Below are 13,779 nucleotides of genomic sequence, written 5' to 3'. Positions count from 1 at the left end.
GTCTCAAAGTCGGAGCGGTCCCTCAGCCTCCCGAATGAGGCCCGTGAGCAGGTCCCACAGGAACCGGCGGCGCTCGTCGCGGGTCAGCTCCTGGAACGCGACGTAGGCAACCAGGTCCGCCATCTGGAGCAGATCATGGTCGCGGGCCGGGATCAGGTGCGGCCCGCCGATGATGTGGCGGGGACCGCGCAGGCGGCGGTGCGCGCCACGCAGACCGGACTCGGTTCCGTTGCCGTCGAAGACGACCGACGCATAGGTGCCCGCGGCCGCGTGCCGGTCGTTGAGGTGCTGCACCAGCGCTTCGTAAAGATCCTGTTTGGTCCGTCCGAACGAATCTCCCGGCTCGCCAACCCGATACGCGCTGCCGACGCGGACGCCGACCAGCGAGTCGATAGCGACCAGCGCCCGGCGGATTACGTCGCGATACGGCTGCTTCGCAGAGCTACCAAGAGGTCGCACGACCCCGTAGACCGGGCGACCGCGTCCCGCCGCGAGGTCGACCGCGTGCAGGCCATCGCTCGGGAGGATATTGAGATAGGGGTCGGCCTGGAGTTCCGCACGGAACGTCTGCCAGCCGCTGAGAACGGTATCGAGACCGCTCGGGGAACTGTCTAAGTCGACCTCGACCCAGCCCAGGACGGCCAGTTTGCGCGAGTCGCCGCTGTCATCCACGAAGTAGACGCTGGACGGCTGCGGTGTGATGGTCACCGTGACCAAACTCCGTACTGGGACCACCGCTAGCCAAGTTCGGCAACGCGCCGGGCTATCTTCCTGATGCCGTCGGCAAACCGACGTAACAGGGCGGTGGGAGTCCCATACACCACGCGCGACGCCTCGCGATGTCGGCCTGCGCGGTCGCCGCCGCGCGTGGGTGAAGACGCCTTGCGTCGCACCTCATCACCGGCAACGGCTCTGACCGGTCGATAGTCCGGCACCGGAGCCTCCGAGGCAACCCTCGGACCCATACACCTCAGCGTGTTTTCGCACTACGTTCACCCGCAACTATAAACGGATCCCAACTCCAACGTCATACAAATCCACCTCCTAAACCTCGACTTGGGGCCAGATCACGCCAACTTCATTTCGCATGACGGGATTTAGCCATCACCACCGCCCACGGGCGCCGACGACCGCAACCGGCATCGCCCCCAAGGGCTAACCGTGATGGCAGGCAACTCCGCTCTCCAGAACTGGTGTTGTCGACTCACAGTGACCCTGTCGGCCGGCGTCGAGGGTGGCGTACAACGGGCACCGAGTGCGGAACGCGCAGCCGGTCCGCCGTTCGGTCGGCGAGGGTGGGTCGCCCGGGAGGAGGACGCGGGTGCGGGCCCGTTCGGCTGCCGGGTCGGGGAGGGGTACGGCCGAGAGGAGGGCCTGGGTGTACGGGTGGCGGGGGTGGGCGAAGACCTCGGCTGCCGCGCCGGCTTCGACGGTGCGGCCTAGGTACATCACGCTGATCCGGTCGCAGAGGTGGCGGATCACCGAGAGGTCGTGCGAGACGAACAGGTAGGCCAGGCCGAGGTCGGCCTTGAGCTGCTGCAGCAGGTTGAGCACGCCGGCCTGCACCGAGACGTCCAGCGCGGAGACCGGTTCGTCCAGCACCAGTAGTCGGGGCTGCACCGCCAGCGCCCGCGCGATCGAGATCCGCTGCCGCTGGCCGCCCGAGAACTGGTGCGGGTAGCGGGCGGCGTACGCGGGGTCGAGCCCGACCTGCCGGAGCAGTTCGGGGACCCGACGGTTGATCAGCTCGCGGGCCGCGCCCTGGGCGAGCAGCGGTTCGGCGATCACGTCGCCGATCGGCAGCCGGGGGTCGAGGCTGGCCATCGGGTCCTGGAAGACGATCTGCACCTCACCGCGCAGCCGGTGCGCTCCGGCCCGGTCGAGCTTCGCGGTGTCCTGGCCGAGCAGTTCGATCCGGCCGCCCTCGGGCTTGCCGAGGTTGAGCAGCTCGAACAGCGTCGTCGACTTGCCCGAGCCCGACTCCCCGACCAGCCCGAGCGTCTCGCCCCGGCGGATGTCGAGCTCGACCCCGTCCACCGCGTAGACCGAGCCGACCCGGCGCTTGAAGACGGTGCCCTTCAGGACCGGGAAGGTCTTGGTCAGCCCGGTCACCCGCAGCACCGGTTCCCGCTCAGCGCGGGGCGTCGGATCGGCGGCGGGCAGCGGCGGGACGGGGTAGACCTCCTCCGGCCGGGGGCGGCGCTCGGCCAGTTCGTCGGCCCGGACGCAGGCGGCCAAGTGGTCACCGGTGCCGGTCAGTTCGGGTTCGGCCTGCCGGCAGCGGTCCTGCACCAGCGGGCAGCGGTCGGCGAACGGGCAGCCGGGACCGACCGAGCCGAGCGCCGGCGGCTGACCGGGGATCGGCACCAGCGGACCGCCGTCGGCGTCCAGCCGGGGGACGGCGCCGATCAGGCCGAGGGTGTACGGGTGCCGGGGGTGGGCGAACAGCTCGTCCACGGGGGCGGTCTCCACCACCCGGCCCGCGTACATCACCGCGACCCGGTCGGCCATCCCGGCGATCACCCCGAGGTCGTGGCTGACCAGCACCAACGCGGCGCCGGTCTCGCGCTGCGCGGTGCGCAGCACGTCCAGCACCTGGGCCTGGATGGTGACGTCGAGCGCGGTGGTGGGCTCGTCGGCGAGCAGGATGTCGGGGTCGTTGGCGATCGCCATGGCGATCATCGCGCGCTGCCGCATGCCGCCGGAGAACTCGTGCGGGTAGGCGTCCAGGGCGCGGGACGGGTCCGGAATGCCGACCAGGTCGAGCAGTTCGGCCGCACGCTTGCGAGCGGCCTCCTTGTCCAGCCGCTGGTGGATCCGGATCGCCTCGACGATCTGGTCGCCGATCCGGTAGACCGGGGTAAAGGCGGAGAGCGGGTCCTGGAAGACCATCGCGACCTTGCGCCCGCGCAGTCCGGCGAGCTCCCGGCCCGGCAGGCCGACCAGTTCCCGGCCTTCCAGCTTCACCGAGCCGCGGACCCGCGCGGTGCCGGGCAGCAGCCCGAGCACGGCCAGTGCGGTGACCGACTTGCCGGAGCCGGACTCGCCGACGATGCCCAGGGTCTCGCCGCGCCGGAGCGCCAGGTCCACCCCGCGGACGGCCGGCTGGGAGCCGAAGTCCACGGCCAGGTCTGCCACTTCGAGCAGCGGGGTGGTCACGGTCGGCTCCCGGAGGTCGGGTCGAGGGCGTCCCGCAGGCCGTCCCCGATCAGGTTGACGGCGAGCACGAACAGCACCAGCAGTCCGGCCGCGAAGTAGAACAGCCAGGGGAAGACCGGCGCCTGGTCCGTCCCGGCGGCGAGCAGGGTGCCGAGCGAGACGTCGGGGGCGCGGACGCCGAAGCCGAAGTAGGAGAGGGCGGCCTCGCTCATCACGGCGCCGCCGACCGCGACGGTGGCGTCGGTGATCAGGAAGGAGGCGACGTTGGGCAGGATGTGCCGCAGGATGATCCGCAGCGGATGGACGCCCATGAACCGTGCGGCACGGACGAATTCGCGCTCGCGCAGTGAGCGGGTCATCGAGCGGACCACCCGGGCGGTGATCATCCAGTTGAAGGCGGCCAGCAGCACCACGAAGGCGATCCAGCCCGAGCCCTTGAGCCGGGGCGAGATGATGGTGATGATCAGGAAGCTCGGGAAGACCAGCATCAGGTCGACCAGGAAGGTCAGGCCCCGGTCCGCCCAGCCGCCGAAGTACCCGGCGCAGGCGCCGACCAGCCCGGCCAGCACGGTGGAGAACAGCGCCACCAGCAGCCCGATCACCAGCGACTTCTGCAGCCCCCGGACGGTCTGCGCGAAGACGTCCTGCCCCAGCCCGTTGGTGCCGAACCAGTGGGTGCCGGACGGGGGTTGACGCAGCGCCAGATAGTCGGGCGTCGCGTAGTCCCAGGGCGTCAGGAACGGGCCGACGAAGGCCAGCAGGAAGAGCAGCAGCACGGTCACCGCACCGATCAGCACGCCCTTGGCGGCCAGCAGGCGCCCGGTGACCAGGCGCAACCGTCCGGTGGGGGCCGGGAGTTCGGCGGTGGGCAGCGGCAGGACGGCAGTCATCAGGACCTGACCCGGGGATCGAGGGCGGCGGTCAGCAGGTCGGCCAGGAAGCCGGACGCCAGCACCACCACCGCGGCGAACAGGTTGACCGCGACCACCGAGTTGATGTCCTGCTCGTTGATCGCCTGGATGAACCACTCCCCCATGCCGTGCCAGCCGAAGATGGTCTCGGTGAAGGCCGCGCCGGTGAAGATGCCCAGGAAGCTGTACGCGAACATGGTGGCCATCGGAATCACCGCGGTGCGCAGTCCGTGCTTGAGCAGCGCCCGGTTCCTGGTCAGGCCCTTGGCCTCGGCGGTGCGCAGGTAGTCGGAGCCGAGCACGTCGAGCATGGTGGCGCGCTGGTAGCGGCTGTAGACCGCGATCCCGCCGAGCGCCAACGACAGGGTGGGCAGCAGCAGATGGAGCCCCCAGTCGGCCAGGTGGGCGCCGAGCCCGCCGGCCAGCCCCGGGGTCTCGTAGCCGGTGAACGGGATCACCTCGTGGCCGGCCGCGTCCTTGGCGGCGATCGCGCCGTTCTTCAGCAGCAGCGCGAGCAGGAAGACCGGGGTGGAGAGCAGCACGAAGGAGGTCAGTGTGGTGGCCCGGTCGGAGAAGCGGTACTGCCGCACCGCTCCCCAGGCGCCGACCGCCACGCCGAGCACCATGCCGAGCAGGCTGCCGACCAGCAGCAGCCGCAGCGAGACCCAGATCCGGCGGCCGAACTCCTCGTTCACCGAAGTGTCGTGGATGGTCCGGCCGAGGTCGGCGTGCAGCACCAGGCCCTCGGCCCAGGTGCCGAAGCGTTCCACCACGGGGGTGCGGTCGTTGATGTTCAGCGCGGTCAACTGCCGGTCCACCGAGGCGGCGGAGGGCCGGGGCTGCTTGGCCTCGAAGTAGCTCCGGGGCCCGAGCGCGGTGCTGGAGAGGGCGTACGCCAGGAAGACCGCGACGATCAGCAGGACCACGTAGTAGCCGAGGCGTTTGGCCAGGTACCGGATCACCCCGCACCGCCGGTCCGGAGGTTCGTACACCTGGTCAGCATGACGAATTGCCTTCGCTCTAGGGGTATTTGGAGCAGCTTCGCGCGCAGCAGTTCTACGGCATGGCCGGTCGGCCGTCCATAGTTCTGGCACGCGCCGCTCCAGCCGGTGGGCGAAGCAGCAGGTCAGAGTGTTTCAGCGAGTTGCTGACGGCGTATTGCCGCAGTGTTGCGGCCCGTTTCGATTCGATCAGGTGTGAACAGGACCCCCTGGTACGTGAACTGATCCGCTGTTACGTTCTGCTCGGCCGGACACCGACTTGGCTGCCCATGCTCAAGCGTCGCCACACCTGGCGGCCTCCAACTCTTCCCGGGGGAACCCCTGATGGACGCCTTCACCACCGCCCGCGGCCTGCGCCGCGCCGCCGTCCTCGCGATCGCACTGACGCTGGCCGTCACCGGGTGCAGCTCGGCCGGCTCGGGCTCGGGGGACGTGACCAAGAACGTGGTGCCGACCCAGGACGCCGAGGACAACAACCCGCAACCGCTGGACAGAATCAAGGACGGCGGCGAGTTCCGGCCACCGCTCCAGCAGTGGATCACCCAGTGGAACCCGTACCAGGTGGACGGCCGGTACGGCGACGCGGTCTCGATCATGGAGTACACCCAGGCCAAGCTGTTCCGCACCGACGCCAAGGGCGTCTTCAAGCCGGTGCCGGAGTACCTGGTCTCGGCCGAGGTCACCTCCAAGTCGCCGCAGGTGGTGACCTACAAGATCAACCCGAAGGCCAAGTGGTCGGACGGCAAGCAGATCGGCGTCCAGGACTTCAAGGCGGTCTGGGAGTCCACCAACGGCAAGAACCCGGCCTACAACATCGCCGACTCCTCCGGCTACGAGCAGATCTCCTCGGTCGAGCAGGGCGCCGACGCCCAGGAGGTGAAGGTCACCTTCGACAAGCCGTACGCGGACTGGCAGAACCTGTTCGACCCGCTGATCCCGGCGGCCGGGATCGCCACCCCGGAGGCGTTCAACCAGGGCTGGATCGAGAAGGTGCCGATCTTCGGCGGGCCGTTCAAGATCGGCACGATCGACAAGACCGCGCAGACCATCGCCCTGGTACCCAACCCGGACTGGTGGGGCCCGAAGCCCAAGCTGGACAAGATCACCTACCGGGTGCTGGCCATCCCGGCGATCACCCAGGCGTTCCTCAACAACGAGGTGGACTACGCCTCGGCGGGCAGCGCCACCGCATACGGCCAGCTCAAGGACGCCAAGGACGGCGTGATCCGGACCGGCACGCCGTGGGACGAGGTGCACATCTCCTTCGGCGGCAACGGGCCGCTGGCCGACAAGTCGCTCCGGCAGGCGCTCGGGCTGGCACTGGACCGGGCCGCCCTGATCAAGATCGTCAACCAGGGCGTGCCGGTGGAGTTCAAGCCGCTCGGCAACCACCTCTTCATGACCAACCAGAGCGGCTACCAGGACAACTCCGGCGACTGGGCCAAGTACAACGTCGCGGGCGCCAAGGAGCTGCTGGAGAAGGCGGGTTGGAAGGAGGCGGCGGCCGGCCAGCCGCGCACCAAGGACGGGCAGCCGCTGGAGCTGCACTACGTGCTCAGCGACGGCTCGGCGCAGGCCCAGATCGACATGGCCACCGCCGTACAGAACATGCTCCTGCAGGTCGGGGTGAAGCTCACCGTCGACAAGGTGCCGAGCAAGGAGTACTTCGGCAAGTACGTCAACCAGGGCAAGTTCGACCTGGCCAGCTGGCGCAACACCGACTCCTTCCCGCTCTCCGCGGGTGTGGCCAACTACCGTGCGCCGCAGGGTGACAACGTGTTCGGCAACTACTCCAAGCTGGCCACCCCGGAGATCGACGAGCTGCTGCGCACCGCCGCCGCCACCCTCGACCCGGCCGAGGCGGTCAAGCTCTACAACAAGGCCGACGCGCAGATCTGGGAGCTGGGGCACACCTTGGAGCTGTACCAGCGGCCGAGCATCCTGGCGGTCCGCAAGGGCCTGGCCAACTTCGGGGCCGGCAGCCTGGCGGACACCGACATCACCAAGGTCGGCTGGGAGAAGTGACCCCCTGAAAGATCCGGACTGACGGACGACAGACGGCACTGACGAGCAGCGCGGTGATCACGAGACCGGTGGCACGGGGGCAAGCGATGAGCCCGCCCCCGTGTACCACCACCGGCCTTGACCTTCCGCGTTGCTCGCAGACCGCCCGCGTCGTCGTTGCACTGCCGAGGAATCTATCCGGTCGAAACCGGACACGCCGGACAGCATCAAGGGGGCACGCCAGTGGACCCGGCCGCTGTCACCCGGTTCGCGCACTACGTCGTCAACTCTCGCTGACGACGGGTCAGAACAGGCGTAAGTCGGACATACGGCGTGCCGCACCGGTACGTGCGCCACGGCTGACGGGCTGTCAGGATCGCGGTATGACCAGTAGTGAAGCCGTCCCGACCGAACCGGCGCCGTTCCGCCGGATGGTGCCCCGGAGCAAGGCGGAGAGCCATCGGGCCGCCACTCCCCTGGAGCTCTTCTTCGACCTCTGCTTCGTGGTGGCGGTCGCCCAGGCCGGCTCCCAGCTCGCCCACGACCTGGCGGCGGGTCACCTCGGCCACGGGCTCTACAGCTACGCGTTCGCGTTCTTCGCGATCTGGTGGGCCTGGATGAACTTCAGCTGGTTCGCCTCCGCCTACGACGTGGACGACGTGCCGTACCGGCTGACCACACTGGTGCAGATCACCGGGGTGCTGATCCTGGCCGCCGGGGTGCCCCGGATCTTCGCCGACCAGGACCTCACCCTCTCGGTGGTCGGCTACGTGGTGATGCGCCTGGCCATGGTCACCCAGTGGCTGCGCGCCGCCTCCTGCGAGAGCGGCGGCGCGCGCACCATGGCGCTGCGCTACGCGGCGGGCATCACGGTCTGCCAGGTCGGCTGGGGCCTGGTGCTGCTGGTGCCGGAGAGCGCCCGGGTCTGGGTGCTGCCGCTCGGCATCGTGGCCGAGCTCTCGGTGCCCGCACTGGCCGAGCTGCACACCCAGAGCAACTGGCACCCGCACCACATCGCCGAGCGGTACGGCCTGTTCACCCTGATCGTGCTCGGCGAGACGGTCTCCGCCGCCACCCTGGCGATGCAGGCCGCGCTCGACGAGCACGAGGCGCTGGGCGAACTGATCCCGCTCGCGGCCGGCGGCATCCTGATCTGCTTCGCCGCCTGGTGGATCTACTTCGCCCGGCCGGTGCACCACATCCTCACCTCCAACCGGCGTTCCTTCCTCTGGGGTTACGGCCACTACCTGGTGCTCGGCTCGGCCGCCGCGATCGGTGCCGGGATGGAGGTCGCGATCGAGTACGCCACCGGCGAGGCGCACATCGGCGCGAAGGCGGCCACCGCCGCCGTCACCGTGCCGGCCGCGCTCTACCTGTTCACCGTCTGGCTGCTGCACGCCCGGCACTCCAAGCGCGGCCCGGCCCAGGTGCTGCTGCCGGTCGCCGCGGTCGCCGTACTGCTCTGCACCCTGTTCGGCGAGTCCGGCGTCCTGGCGGCCGGGCTGGTCTGCGCGGCGGCGGTGGCGGTGGGCGTCACGCTGCACTCCCGTCAGTCCCAGGTGTGAGGATGGGCGGACCCCGCTACGTCTGGAGTCCCGCATGCCGTCCGTCCCCGACCAGCTCGCCGACCTGCCGTACGCGCACCTGCTCGCCCCGCACAGCGGGCCGCTCCGGCGGGACGAGCGGTACGACACCGTGCACTTCGAGGGCCCGGAGCTGGCCGGGCCGGCCAACGGCGCGACCTTCCTGGAGTGCGCCTTCACCGGCGTGCAGCTGAGCGGGACCAAGCTCCGGCAGGCCCGGTTCAACGAGGTCTGGGTGCAGGGCAGCCGCTGGGTCGCGGTGGACTGCGCGGAGACCGAGTGGCAGGACGCCGGCTTCGTCGGCACCGTGCTGGCCGGGCTGACCGCCTACGGCTCGGCGCTGCGCCGGGTGGTGTTCCGGCAGTGCAAGCTGGAGGCGGTCAACCTGCGCGGGGCCACCCTGCGCGACGTGGTCTTCGAGGACTGCCTGCTGCGGGACGTGGACTTCGGCGACGCCAAACTGACCGAGCTCTCCTTCCCCGGCTCCACCCTGGAGGAGGTCCGCCTCGGCGGGGCGACGCTCCGTCAGGTCGACCTGCGCGGCGCCACCCGGCTCGGCCTGGCCGACGGGCCGAACGGGCTGCGCGGCGCGATTCTCGGCAGCACCCAACTCTTCGAGCTGGCACCGCAGTTCGCCCAGGCCCTGGGGATCATCGTGCGGGACTGAGCCCCCGGCCGTTCACCCGGCCTTCGCTCTGCCGGTCCGAGTTGAACAATCCAACAAGCCTTGATGGAAAGTCCTGGACCGGAGCCGGGACCTGCACAAAGATGCCGCCTGAACGATGGCGTGGACACAACGTGTGTGCACAACATCGCTACCGAAGGGACGGGCAGGCGGCATGTCCGAGCTGAGTCGTAGGAAGTTCATGGCACTGTCGGCGAGCGCGGCGGCCGGGGCGGCGGTGGTCGGTTCGGCGGGAGCCGAGGTCAGCGCCGCGGCCACCGTGGCCGGAGGCACGGCCGAGGCTGCCGCGCTCGGTCTGGACGCGACCGGGACGATCACCGACGCGAAGCACATCGTGGTGCTGATGCAGGAGAACCGCAGCTTCGACCACTACTTCGGCATGCTCAAGGGCGTCCGGGGCTTCGCCGACCGGGCCGCGATCCAGATCCCCGGCGGGCACAGCGTCTTCAACCAGCCGAACGGCACTGGCCGCCAGTACCCGTGGGCGTTCAGCGCCACCAACCCGGCCGGCGGCCAGACCCCGGAGCGGCTGGCCCAGTGCAGCGGCGACCTGGCGCACTCCTGGAACGACCAGCACAGCGCCTGGAACACCGGCAAGATGGACAACTGGGTGGCCGCCAAGTCCAGTGTCCGCGCGCTGGGTTACCTGAACCGCAAGGACATCCCGTTCCACTACGCGCTGGCCGACAACTGGACGGTCTGCGACGCCTACTTCTGCTCCACGCTGAGCGCCACCGGGCCGAACCGGACCTTCCACTGGAGCGGCCAGATCGACCCCGACGGCAAGGCGGGCGGCCCGGCCTACAACGGCGGCGACGAGTCCGGCCTGCGCTGGCAGACCTACGCCGAGGCGCTGGAGAACGCCGGGGTGAGCTGGAAGCTCTACCAGAACGCCGCCGACAACTACGGCGACAACGCCCTCGCCTACTTCACCCAGTTCACCAGCGCCCCGGCCGGCAGTCCGCTCAAGGTCAAGGGCATGGGCTCGGTCCCCAAGGTCACCGGGAAGACCCCGGAGGACATAGCCGCCGCGATCCGCGCCGACGTGCTGAACGGCACACTGCCGCAGGTCAGCTGGGTGGTCGCCGACGAAGCCTCCTCCGAGCACCCCTACGCGCCGCCGAACGACGGCGCGCACTTCGTGCACCTGGTGATGGACGCGCTCAACGCCGATCCTGCGGTCTTCAACTCCACCGTGATGTTCCTGAACTACGACGAGAACGACGGCTTCTTCGACCACGTCCCGCCGCCGGTCCCGGTGGCCGGCACCGCCGGGGAGTTCTACAACGGCCAGCCGATCGGCCTCGGCTTCCGGGTCCCGATGATCGCCATCTCGCCCTGGAGCCGCGGCGGTTGGGTGAGCTCCGAGGTCTTCGACCACACCTCGGTGCTGCGCTTCCTGGAGACCTGGACGGCCGCCCTCGGCAAGCCCGCCAGCTGTCCGAACATCAGCGCCTGGCGGCGCAAGGTCACCGGCGACCTGACCGGCGCCTTCGACTTCGCCAACCCGGTGTACGGGATGCCCGCGCTGCCGGACACCTCCTTCGTGATCGGCCAGTCCACCTGCGGCCCGCTGCCCAACCCCGCGCCGACCAACAACGCCCTGCCGCTGCAGGAGGCCGGCACCCGCCCGGCCCGCGCACTGCCGTACCAGCCGAACGCCAACCTGGACCACCTGGAGTTCGGCGCCAACGGCGTGATGAAGGTCTGGATCAAGATGGCCAACGAGGGTGCCGTGGCCACTCGTTCGACGCACCTCGCGGCGTACGCGAACGCCTACCGGAGCGGTGGGCCGTGGCAGTACACCATCGACCCTGGCGGCAGCACCAGCGACTTCTTCAACTGCGGCACCAACTTCGGCAACGGCCCGTACGACCTGAGCGTGACCGGCCCGAACCGCTTCCTGCGCCGCTTCAAGGGCGACGCCACCAAGCCCGGCAAGACCGTCACCGTGACCGCCTCGTACGCCAACGCGCCCGACACCGGCAAGGCGGCGCTCTGGTTCCGGCTGGCCAACGCGGGCACCGCCGCGGTGACCTTCACGGTCACCCCGAACAACTACCGCGCCGACGGCCCCTGGACGTACACCGTGCAGCCCGGCGGCAACACCAGCGACTACTTCAACGCCGTTGCGTACCAGAACGGTTGGTACGACTTCACGGTCACGGTCAGCTCCGACCCGAGCTGGTCGCAGCGGTTCACCGGGCACATCGAGACCGGCGCGCCGAGCATCAGCGGCTGAGCCCGGGTCCGGCCGGCTCCAACTGGCCCAGCGCGTAACGGCGGAGCACGATCCGGGCCACCAGCGGGTGGTCGGCGAGCGGTGCGGACACGGCCCAAGCGGCCGTGTCCGCCAGCGCGTCGGTGAACCGTCCGGGGGCGAGCAGGTGGGTGGCGACCGCGACCCGGTGGTACCCCTCGGCCCGCAGCGCGGCCAGCGCCGCCGGCACGGTCGGCCCGGTGGCCGCGCAGTGCGCGGGCACCACCGGGACGTCGCCGAGCAGTTCGCGCAGCCGGGCGGCCGCGGCCGACGCGCCCTGGTTGCCGCCGGGGCGGGTGGAGCCCGCCGCGGCGAGCACCACCGCGTCGGCCCGGCCGCCGGCCCGCTCCTCGGCCTCGCGCAGCCGCCCGTACAGGGCCAGCCCGAGCGAGGCGGCGGCGCCGCTCAGCCCCGGGGTGACCACCGCCCGCAGGCCGGTGGCCGCCGCCACCGCCGTGGGCAGGTCCACCGAGCGGTGGCGGCCGTCGCCGAGCAGCAGCGGCACCACCACGGCCCGCTGCCCCGCCGCCGCCAGTGCCTCGCCCAGCGAGGGCGACCGCCGATCGAGGCGGCCGACCAGCGGTTCGGCCCCGGCCAGCGCGGTGAGGCTCGCCCGCAACCGGTCGACGGCCCGGGCCGCCTCGGGCCGCGCGCTGCCGCGCACCGCGAGCACCAGCGGCGGCGTCGGCCGCCCGGCCTCGGGCAGTGGTCCCGGTTCGAGCACCGGCGCGAAGATGGTCATCGGCTCCTCCCTTGTCGCCTCCACGCTAGGCACCGCGACGGTGTGTCCGGACCGGCCCGAGGCCACCCGCGCACGGGCCGAAGGTCCGCACCGGTCGGGCCTTTCCGTACACCGGCGCGCAGCCGGCGGGCGATCGGCGCAGGCTGGAGGTATCGAGCCGGTCGGTCACCCGCCGCCCGGCCGTTCCCGGAGGTGAGTGGGATGGCGATGGATTCCGAAGAAGAGGGGTTCGGCCCGGACCGGTACGCCAAGCCCCGTAAGGTCGGCGGGCCGCGCGGCGCCTGGCAGCTGCTGGAGCAGGTCAGCGGGATGACCCTGGTGCTGCTGCTGTCCGTGTCGATCGGCCTGGTGCTGGTCGCGGTGCAGACCGACAACGCGATCGCCATGTCGGTGTTCAGCCTGGTCTGGCTCACCACCATGTTCGCCCTGATGGGCTGGCTGGGCCGGCGGCACGAGGAGCAGGCGGCGGGACGGCACCGCAGGCCCGCCTGACCCGGCCCGCCGGGACGGAGCGCACACCGGCTGGAGCAGCCCGCCGCGCGGGCCGGTGGCACTCCGTGCACAGAATGACCTCATGTGGAAACCCCCTGACGCCCAGTCACCCCGGCTGCCCCGGTGAGCGCCGCGGACCTCGCACTGCTGGTGGGACCGATGGTGCTGGTGGCCTTCGGCCTGTACCTGACCCACCGGCTGGTGCCGAACGGGCGGCGGATGCCGTTCAACGAGGTCGGCGGCGTGCTGTTCTCGATGGTCGGCGTCCTGTACGCGGTCCTGCTGGCGTTCGTGGTGATCGTGGTCTGGGAGAACACCGAGGCGGCCAAGGCCACCACCTTCAAGGAGGCCGACGCCCTGGCGGGGGTCTACTGGCTGTCCCGGCAGATGCCGCTGCCGGAGGGCCCCGAGCTGGAGCGGCTCACTCTGGACTACGCCCACGAGGTGATCACCGTGGAGTGGCCGATGATGACCCGGCACCACTCCGATCCGGCCTCCACCGCGCTGATCTACCGGATCAGGGAGTCCGCGCTGAGCTTCCAGCCCGGCGAGGACACCCGGCTGCAGGGCGTCTACCAGCAGCTGGTCGCGGACGTGGAGCAGCTGGCCAGCGAGCGCCGGGCCCGGCTGAACCAGACCGATGACGTGGTGCCGAACCTGCTCTGGGTCGCGCTGATCATCGGCGCCGTGGTGACGGTCGGCTTCACCTTCTTCTTCGGCCTGCCCAATCTGCTGGTGCAGATCGTCATGGTGGTCACCATGACCGGGCTGATGGCCCTGCTGCTGGTCACCATCAAGGAGATGGACTACCCGTTCGACGGCCTGTACGGCATCGACCCCGAGGCCTTCCGGGTCTTCCTCTCCCGGCTCCCTCCGGTGCGCTGAGCCTCCGTCACCCCCGCGCTCACCCACTCGGACCTCCCCGCGCGCGCGGCCGACGGC

Annotated in this window: 11 protein-coding genes; 6 read left to right on the top strand and 5 right to left on the bottom strand. The window is 70.5% G+C overall.

What is annotated here, in order from left to right:
• Window positions 1-3: 3 nt before the first annotated feature.
• The 4 genes from F4556_RS23600 to F4556_RS23585 form a co-directional block, all read right to left on the bottom strand.
• On the bottom strand, window positions 4-708 hold the full coding sequence (locus tag F4556_RS23600) for a DUF3800 domain-containing protein (RefSeq protein ID WP_184919299.1): 705 nt from the start codon (window positions 706-708) through the stop codon (window positions 4-6).
• A 447-nt stretch (window positions 709-1,155) separates the two neighbouring features.
• Window positions 1,156-3,159 (bottom strand): dipeptide ABC transporter ATP-binding protein, encoded by a 2,004-nt coding sequence (locus F4556_RS23595; RefSeq protein WP_184919297.1) that lies wholly within the window; start codon window positions 3,157-3,159, stop codon window positions 1,156-1,158.
• Window positions 3,156-4,049, bottom strand: coding sequence for an ABC transporter permease (locus F4556_RS23590; protein WP_184919295.1), 894 nt, complete (start codon window positions 4,047-4,049; stop codon window positions 3,156-3,158). The genes F4556_RS23595 and F4556_RS23590 overlap by 4 nt, the downstream gene beginning before the upstream one ends.
• Entirely contained in the window at window positions 4,049-5,032 is a 984-nt protein-coding gene (locus F4556_RS23585) for an ABC transporter permease (RefSeq protein WP_184925060.1), read from the bottom strand. Before F4556_RS23585 ends, F4556_RS23590 begins: the two co-directional genes overlap by 1 nt.
• A gap of 363 nt (window positions 5,033-5,395) precedes the next feature.
• On the opposite strand from F4556_RS23585, the gene F4556_RS23580 reads away from it, so the two are divergent.
• The 4 genes from F4556_RS23580 to F4556_RS23565 all read left to right on the top strand — a co-directional run bounded on the left by F4556_RS23580 (window position 5,396) and on the right by F4556_RS23565 (window position 11,585).
• Window positions 5,396-7,096: an ABC transporter family substrate-binding protein gene (locus tag F4556_RS23580; RefSeq protein WP_184919293.1), complete on the top strand. Its 1,701-nt coding sequence runs from the start codon at window positions 5,396-5,398 to the stop codon at window positions 7,094-7,096.
• A 362-nt stretch (window positions 7,097-7,458) separates the two neighbouring features.
• Window positions 7,459-8,640, top strand: a complete 1,182-nt coding sequence (locus F4556_RS23575) for a low temperature requirement protein A (RefSeq protein WP_246511073.1) — start codon at window positions 7,459-7,461, stop codon at window positions 8,638-8,640.
• A gap of 34 nt (window positions 8,641-8,674) precedes the next feature.
• Window positions 8,675-9,325 (top strand): pentapeptide repeat-containing protein, encoded by a 651-nt coding sequence (locus F4556_RS23570; RefSeq protein WP_184919291.1) that lies wholly within the window; start codon window positions 8,675-8,677, stop codon window positions 9,323-9,325.
• Between the two features lie 172 nt (window positions 9,326-9,497).
• Window positions 9,498-11,585, top strand: a complete 2,088-nt coding sequence (locus tag F4556_RS23565) for a phosphocholine-specific phospholipase C (RefSeq protein WP_184919289.1) — start codon at window positions 9,498-9,500, stop codon at window positions 11,583-11,585.
• On the opposite strand, the gene F4556_RS23560 is transcribed toward F4556_RS23565, so the two are convergent.
• Window positions 11,575-12,345, bottom strand: coding sequence for a sirohydrochlorin chelatase (locus tag F4556_RS23560; RefSeq protein WP_184919287.1), 771 nt, complete (start codon window positions 12,343-12,345; stop codon window positions 11,575-11,577). The genes F4556_RS23565 and F4556_RS23560 overlap by 11 nt on opposite strands.
• A 201-nt stretch (window positions 12,346-12,546) precedes the next feature.
• Here F4556_RS23560 and F4556_RS23555 point away from each other — a divergent pair, with 201 nt between their 5' ends.
• Both F4556_RS23555 and F4556_RS23550 read left to right on the top strand, forming a co-directional pair.
• The gene (locus F4556_RS23555) at window positions 12,547-12,837 is read left to right on the top strand and encodes a hypothetical protein (RefSeq protein ID WP_184919285.1); all 291 of its coding nucleotides are present in this window, start codon (window positions 12,547-12,549) and stop codon (window positions 12,835-12,837) included.
• A 123-nt stretch (window positions 12,838-12,960) separates the two neighbouring features.
• On the top strand, window positions 12,961-13,722 hold the full coding sequence (locus F4556_RS23550; RefSeq protein ID WP_313068538.1) for a bestrophin-like domain: 762 nt from the start codon (window positions 12,961-12,963) through the stop codon (window positions 13,720-13,722).
• Window positions 13,723-13,779 lie beyond the last annotated feature (57 nt).

Origin of the sequence: Kitasatospora gansuensis, assembly GCF_014203705.1 — a bacterium.
Taxonomy (GTDB): Bacteria; Actinomycetota; Actinomycetes; order Streptomycetales; family Streptomycetaceae; genus Kitasatospora; species Kitasatospora gansuensis.
This window is presented reverse-complemented; position numbering and strand designations above follow the sequence as displayed.

What these genes read in the sequence shown, in the direction of transcription:
- F4556_RS23590 (WP_184919295.1), bottom strand. Translation starts at nt 4,049, where the DNA reads ATGACTGCCGTCCTGCCGCTGCCCACCGCCGAACTCCCGGCCCCCACC.
- F4556_RS23580 (WP_184919293.1), top strand. Translation starts at nt 5,396, where the DNA reads ATGGACGCCTTCACCACCGCCCGCGGCCTGCGCCGCGCCGCCGTCCTC.
- F4556_RS23575 (WP_246511073.1), top strand. Translation starts at nt 7,459, where the DNA reads ATGACCAGTAGTGAAGCCGTCCCGACCGAACCGGCGCCGTTCCGCCGG.
- F4556_RS23570 (WP_184919291.1), top strand. Translation starts at nt 8,675, where the DNA reads ATGCCGTCCGTCCCCGACCAGCTCGCCGACCTGCCGTACGCGCACCTG.
- F4556_RS23565 (WP_184919289.1), top strand. Translation starts at nt 9,498, where the DNA reads ATGTCCGAGCTGAGTCGTAGGAAGTTCATGGCACTGTCGGCGAGCGCG.
- F4556_RS23560 (WP_184919287.1), bottom strand. Translation starts at nt 12,345, where the DNA reads ATGACCATCTTCGCGCCGGTGCTCGAACCGGGACCACTGCCCGAGGCC.
- F4556_RS23555 (WP_184919285.1), top strand. Translation starts at nt 12,547, where the DNA reads ATGGCGATGGATTCCGAAGAAGAGGGGTTCGGCCCGGACCGGTACGCC.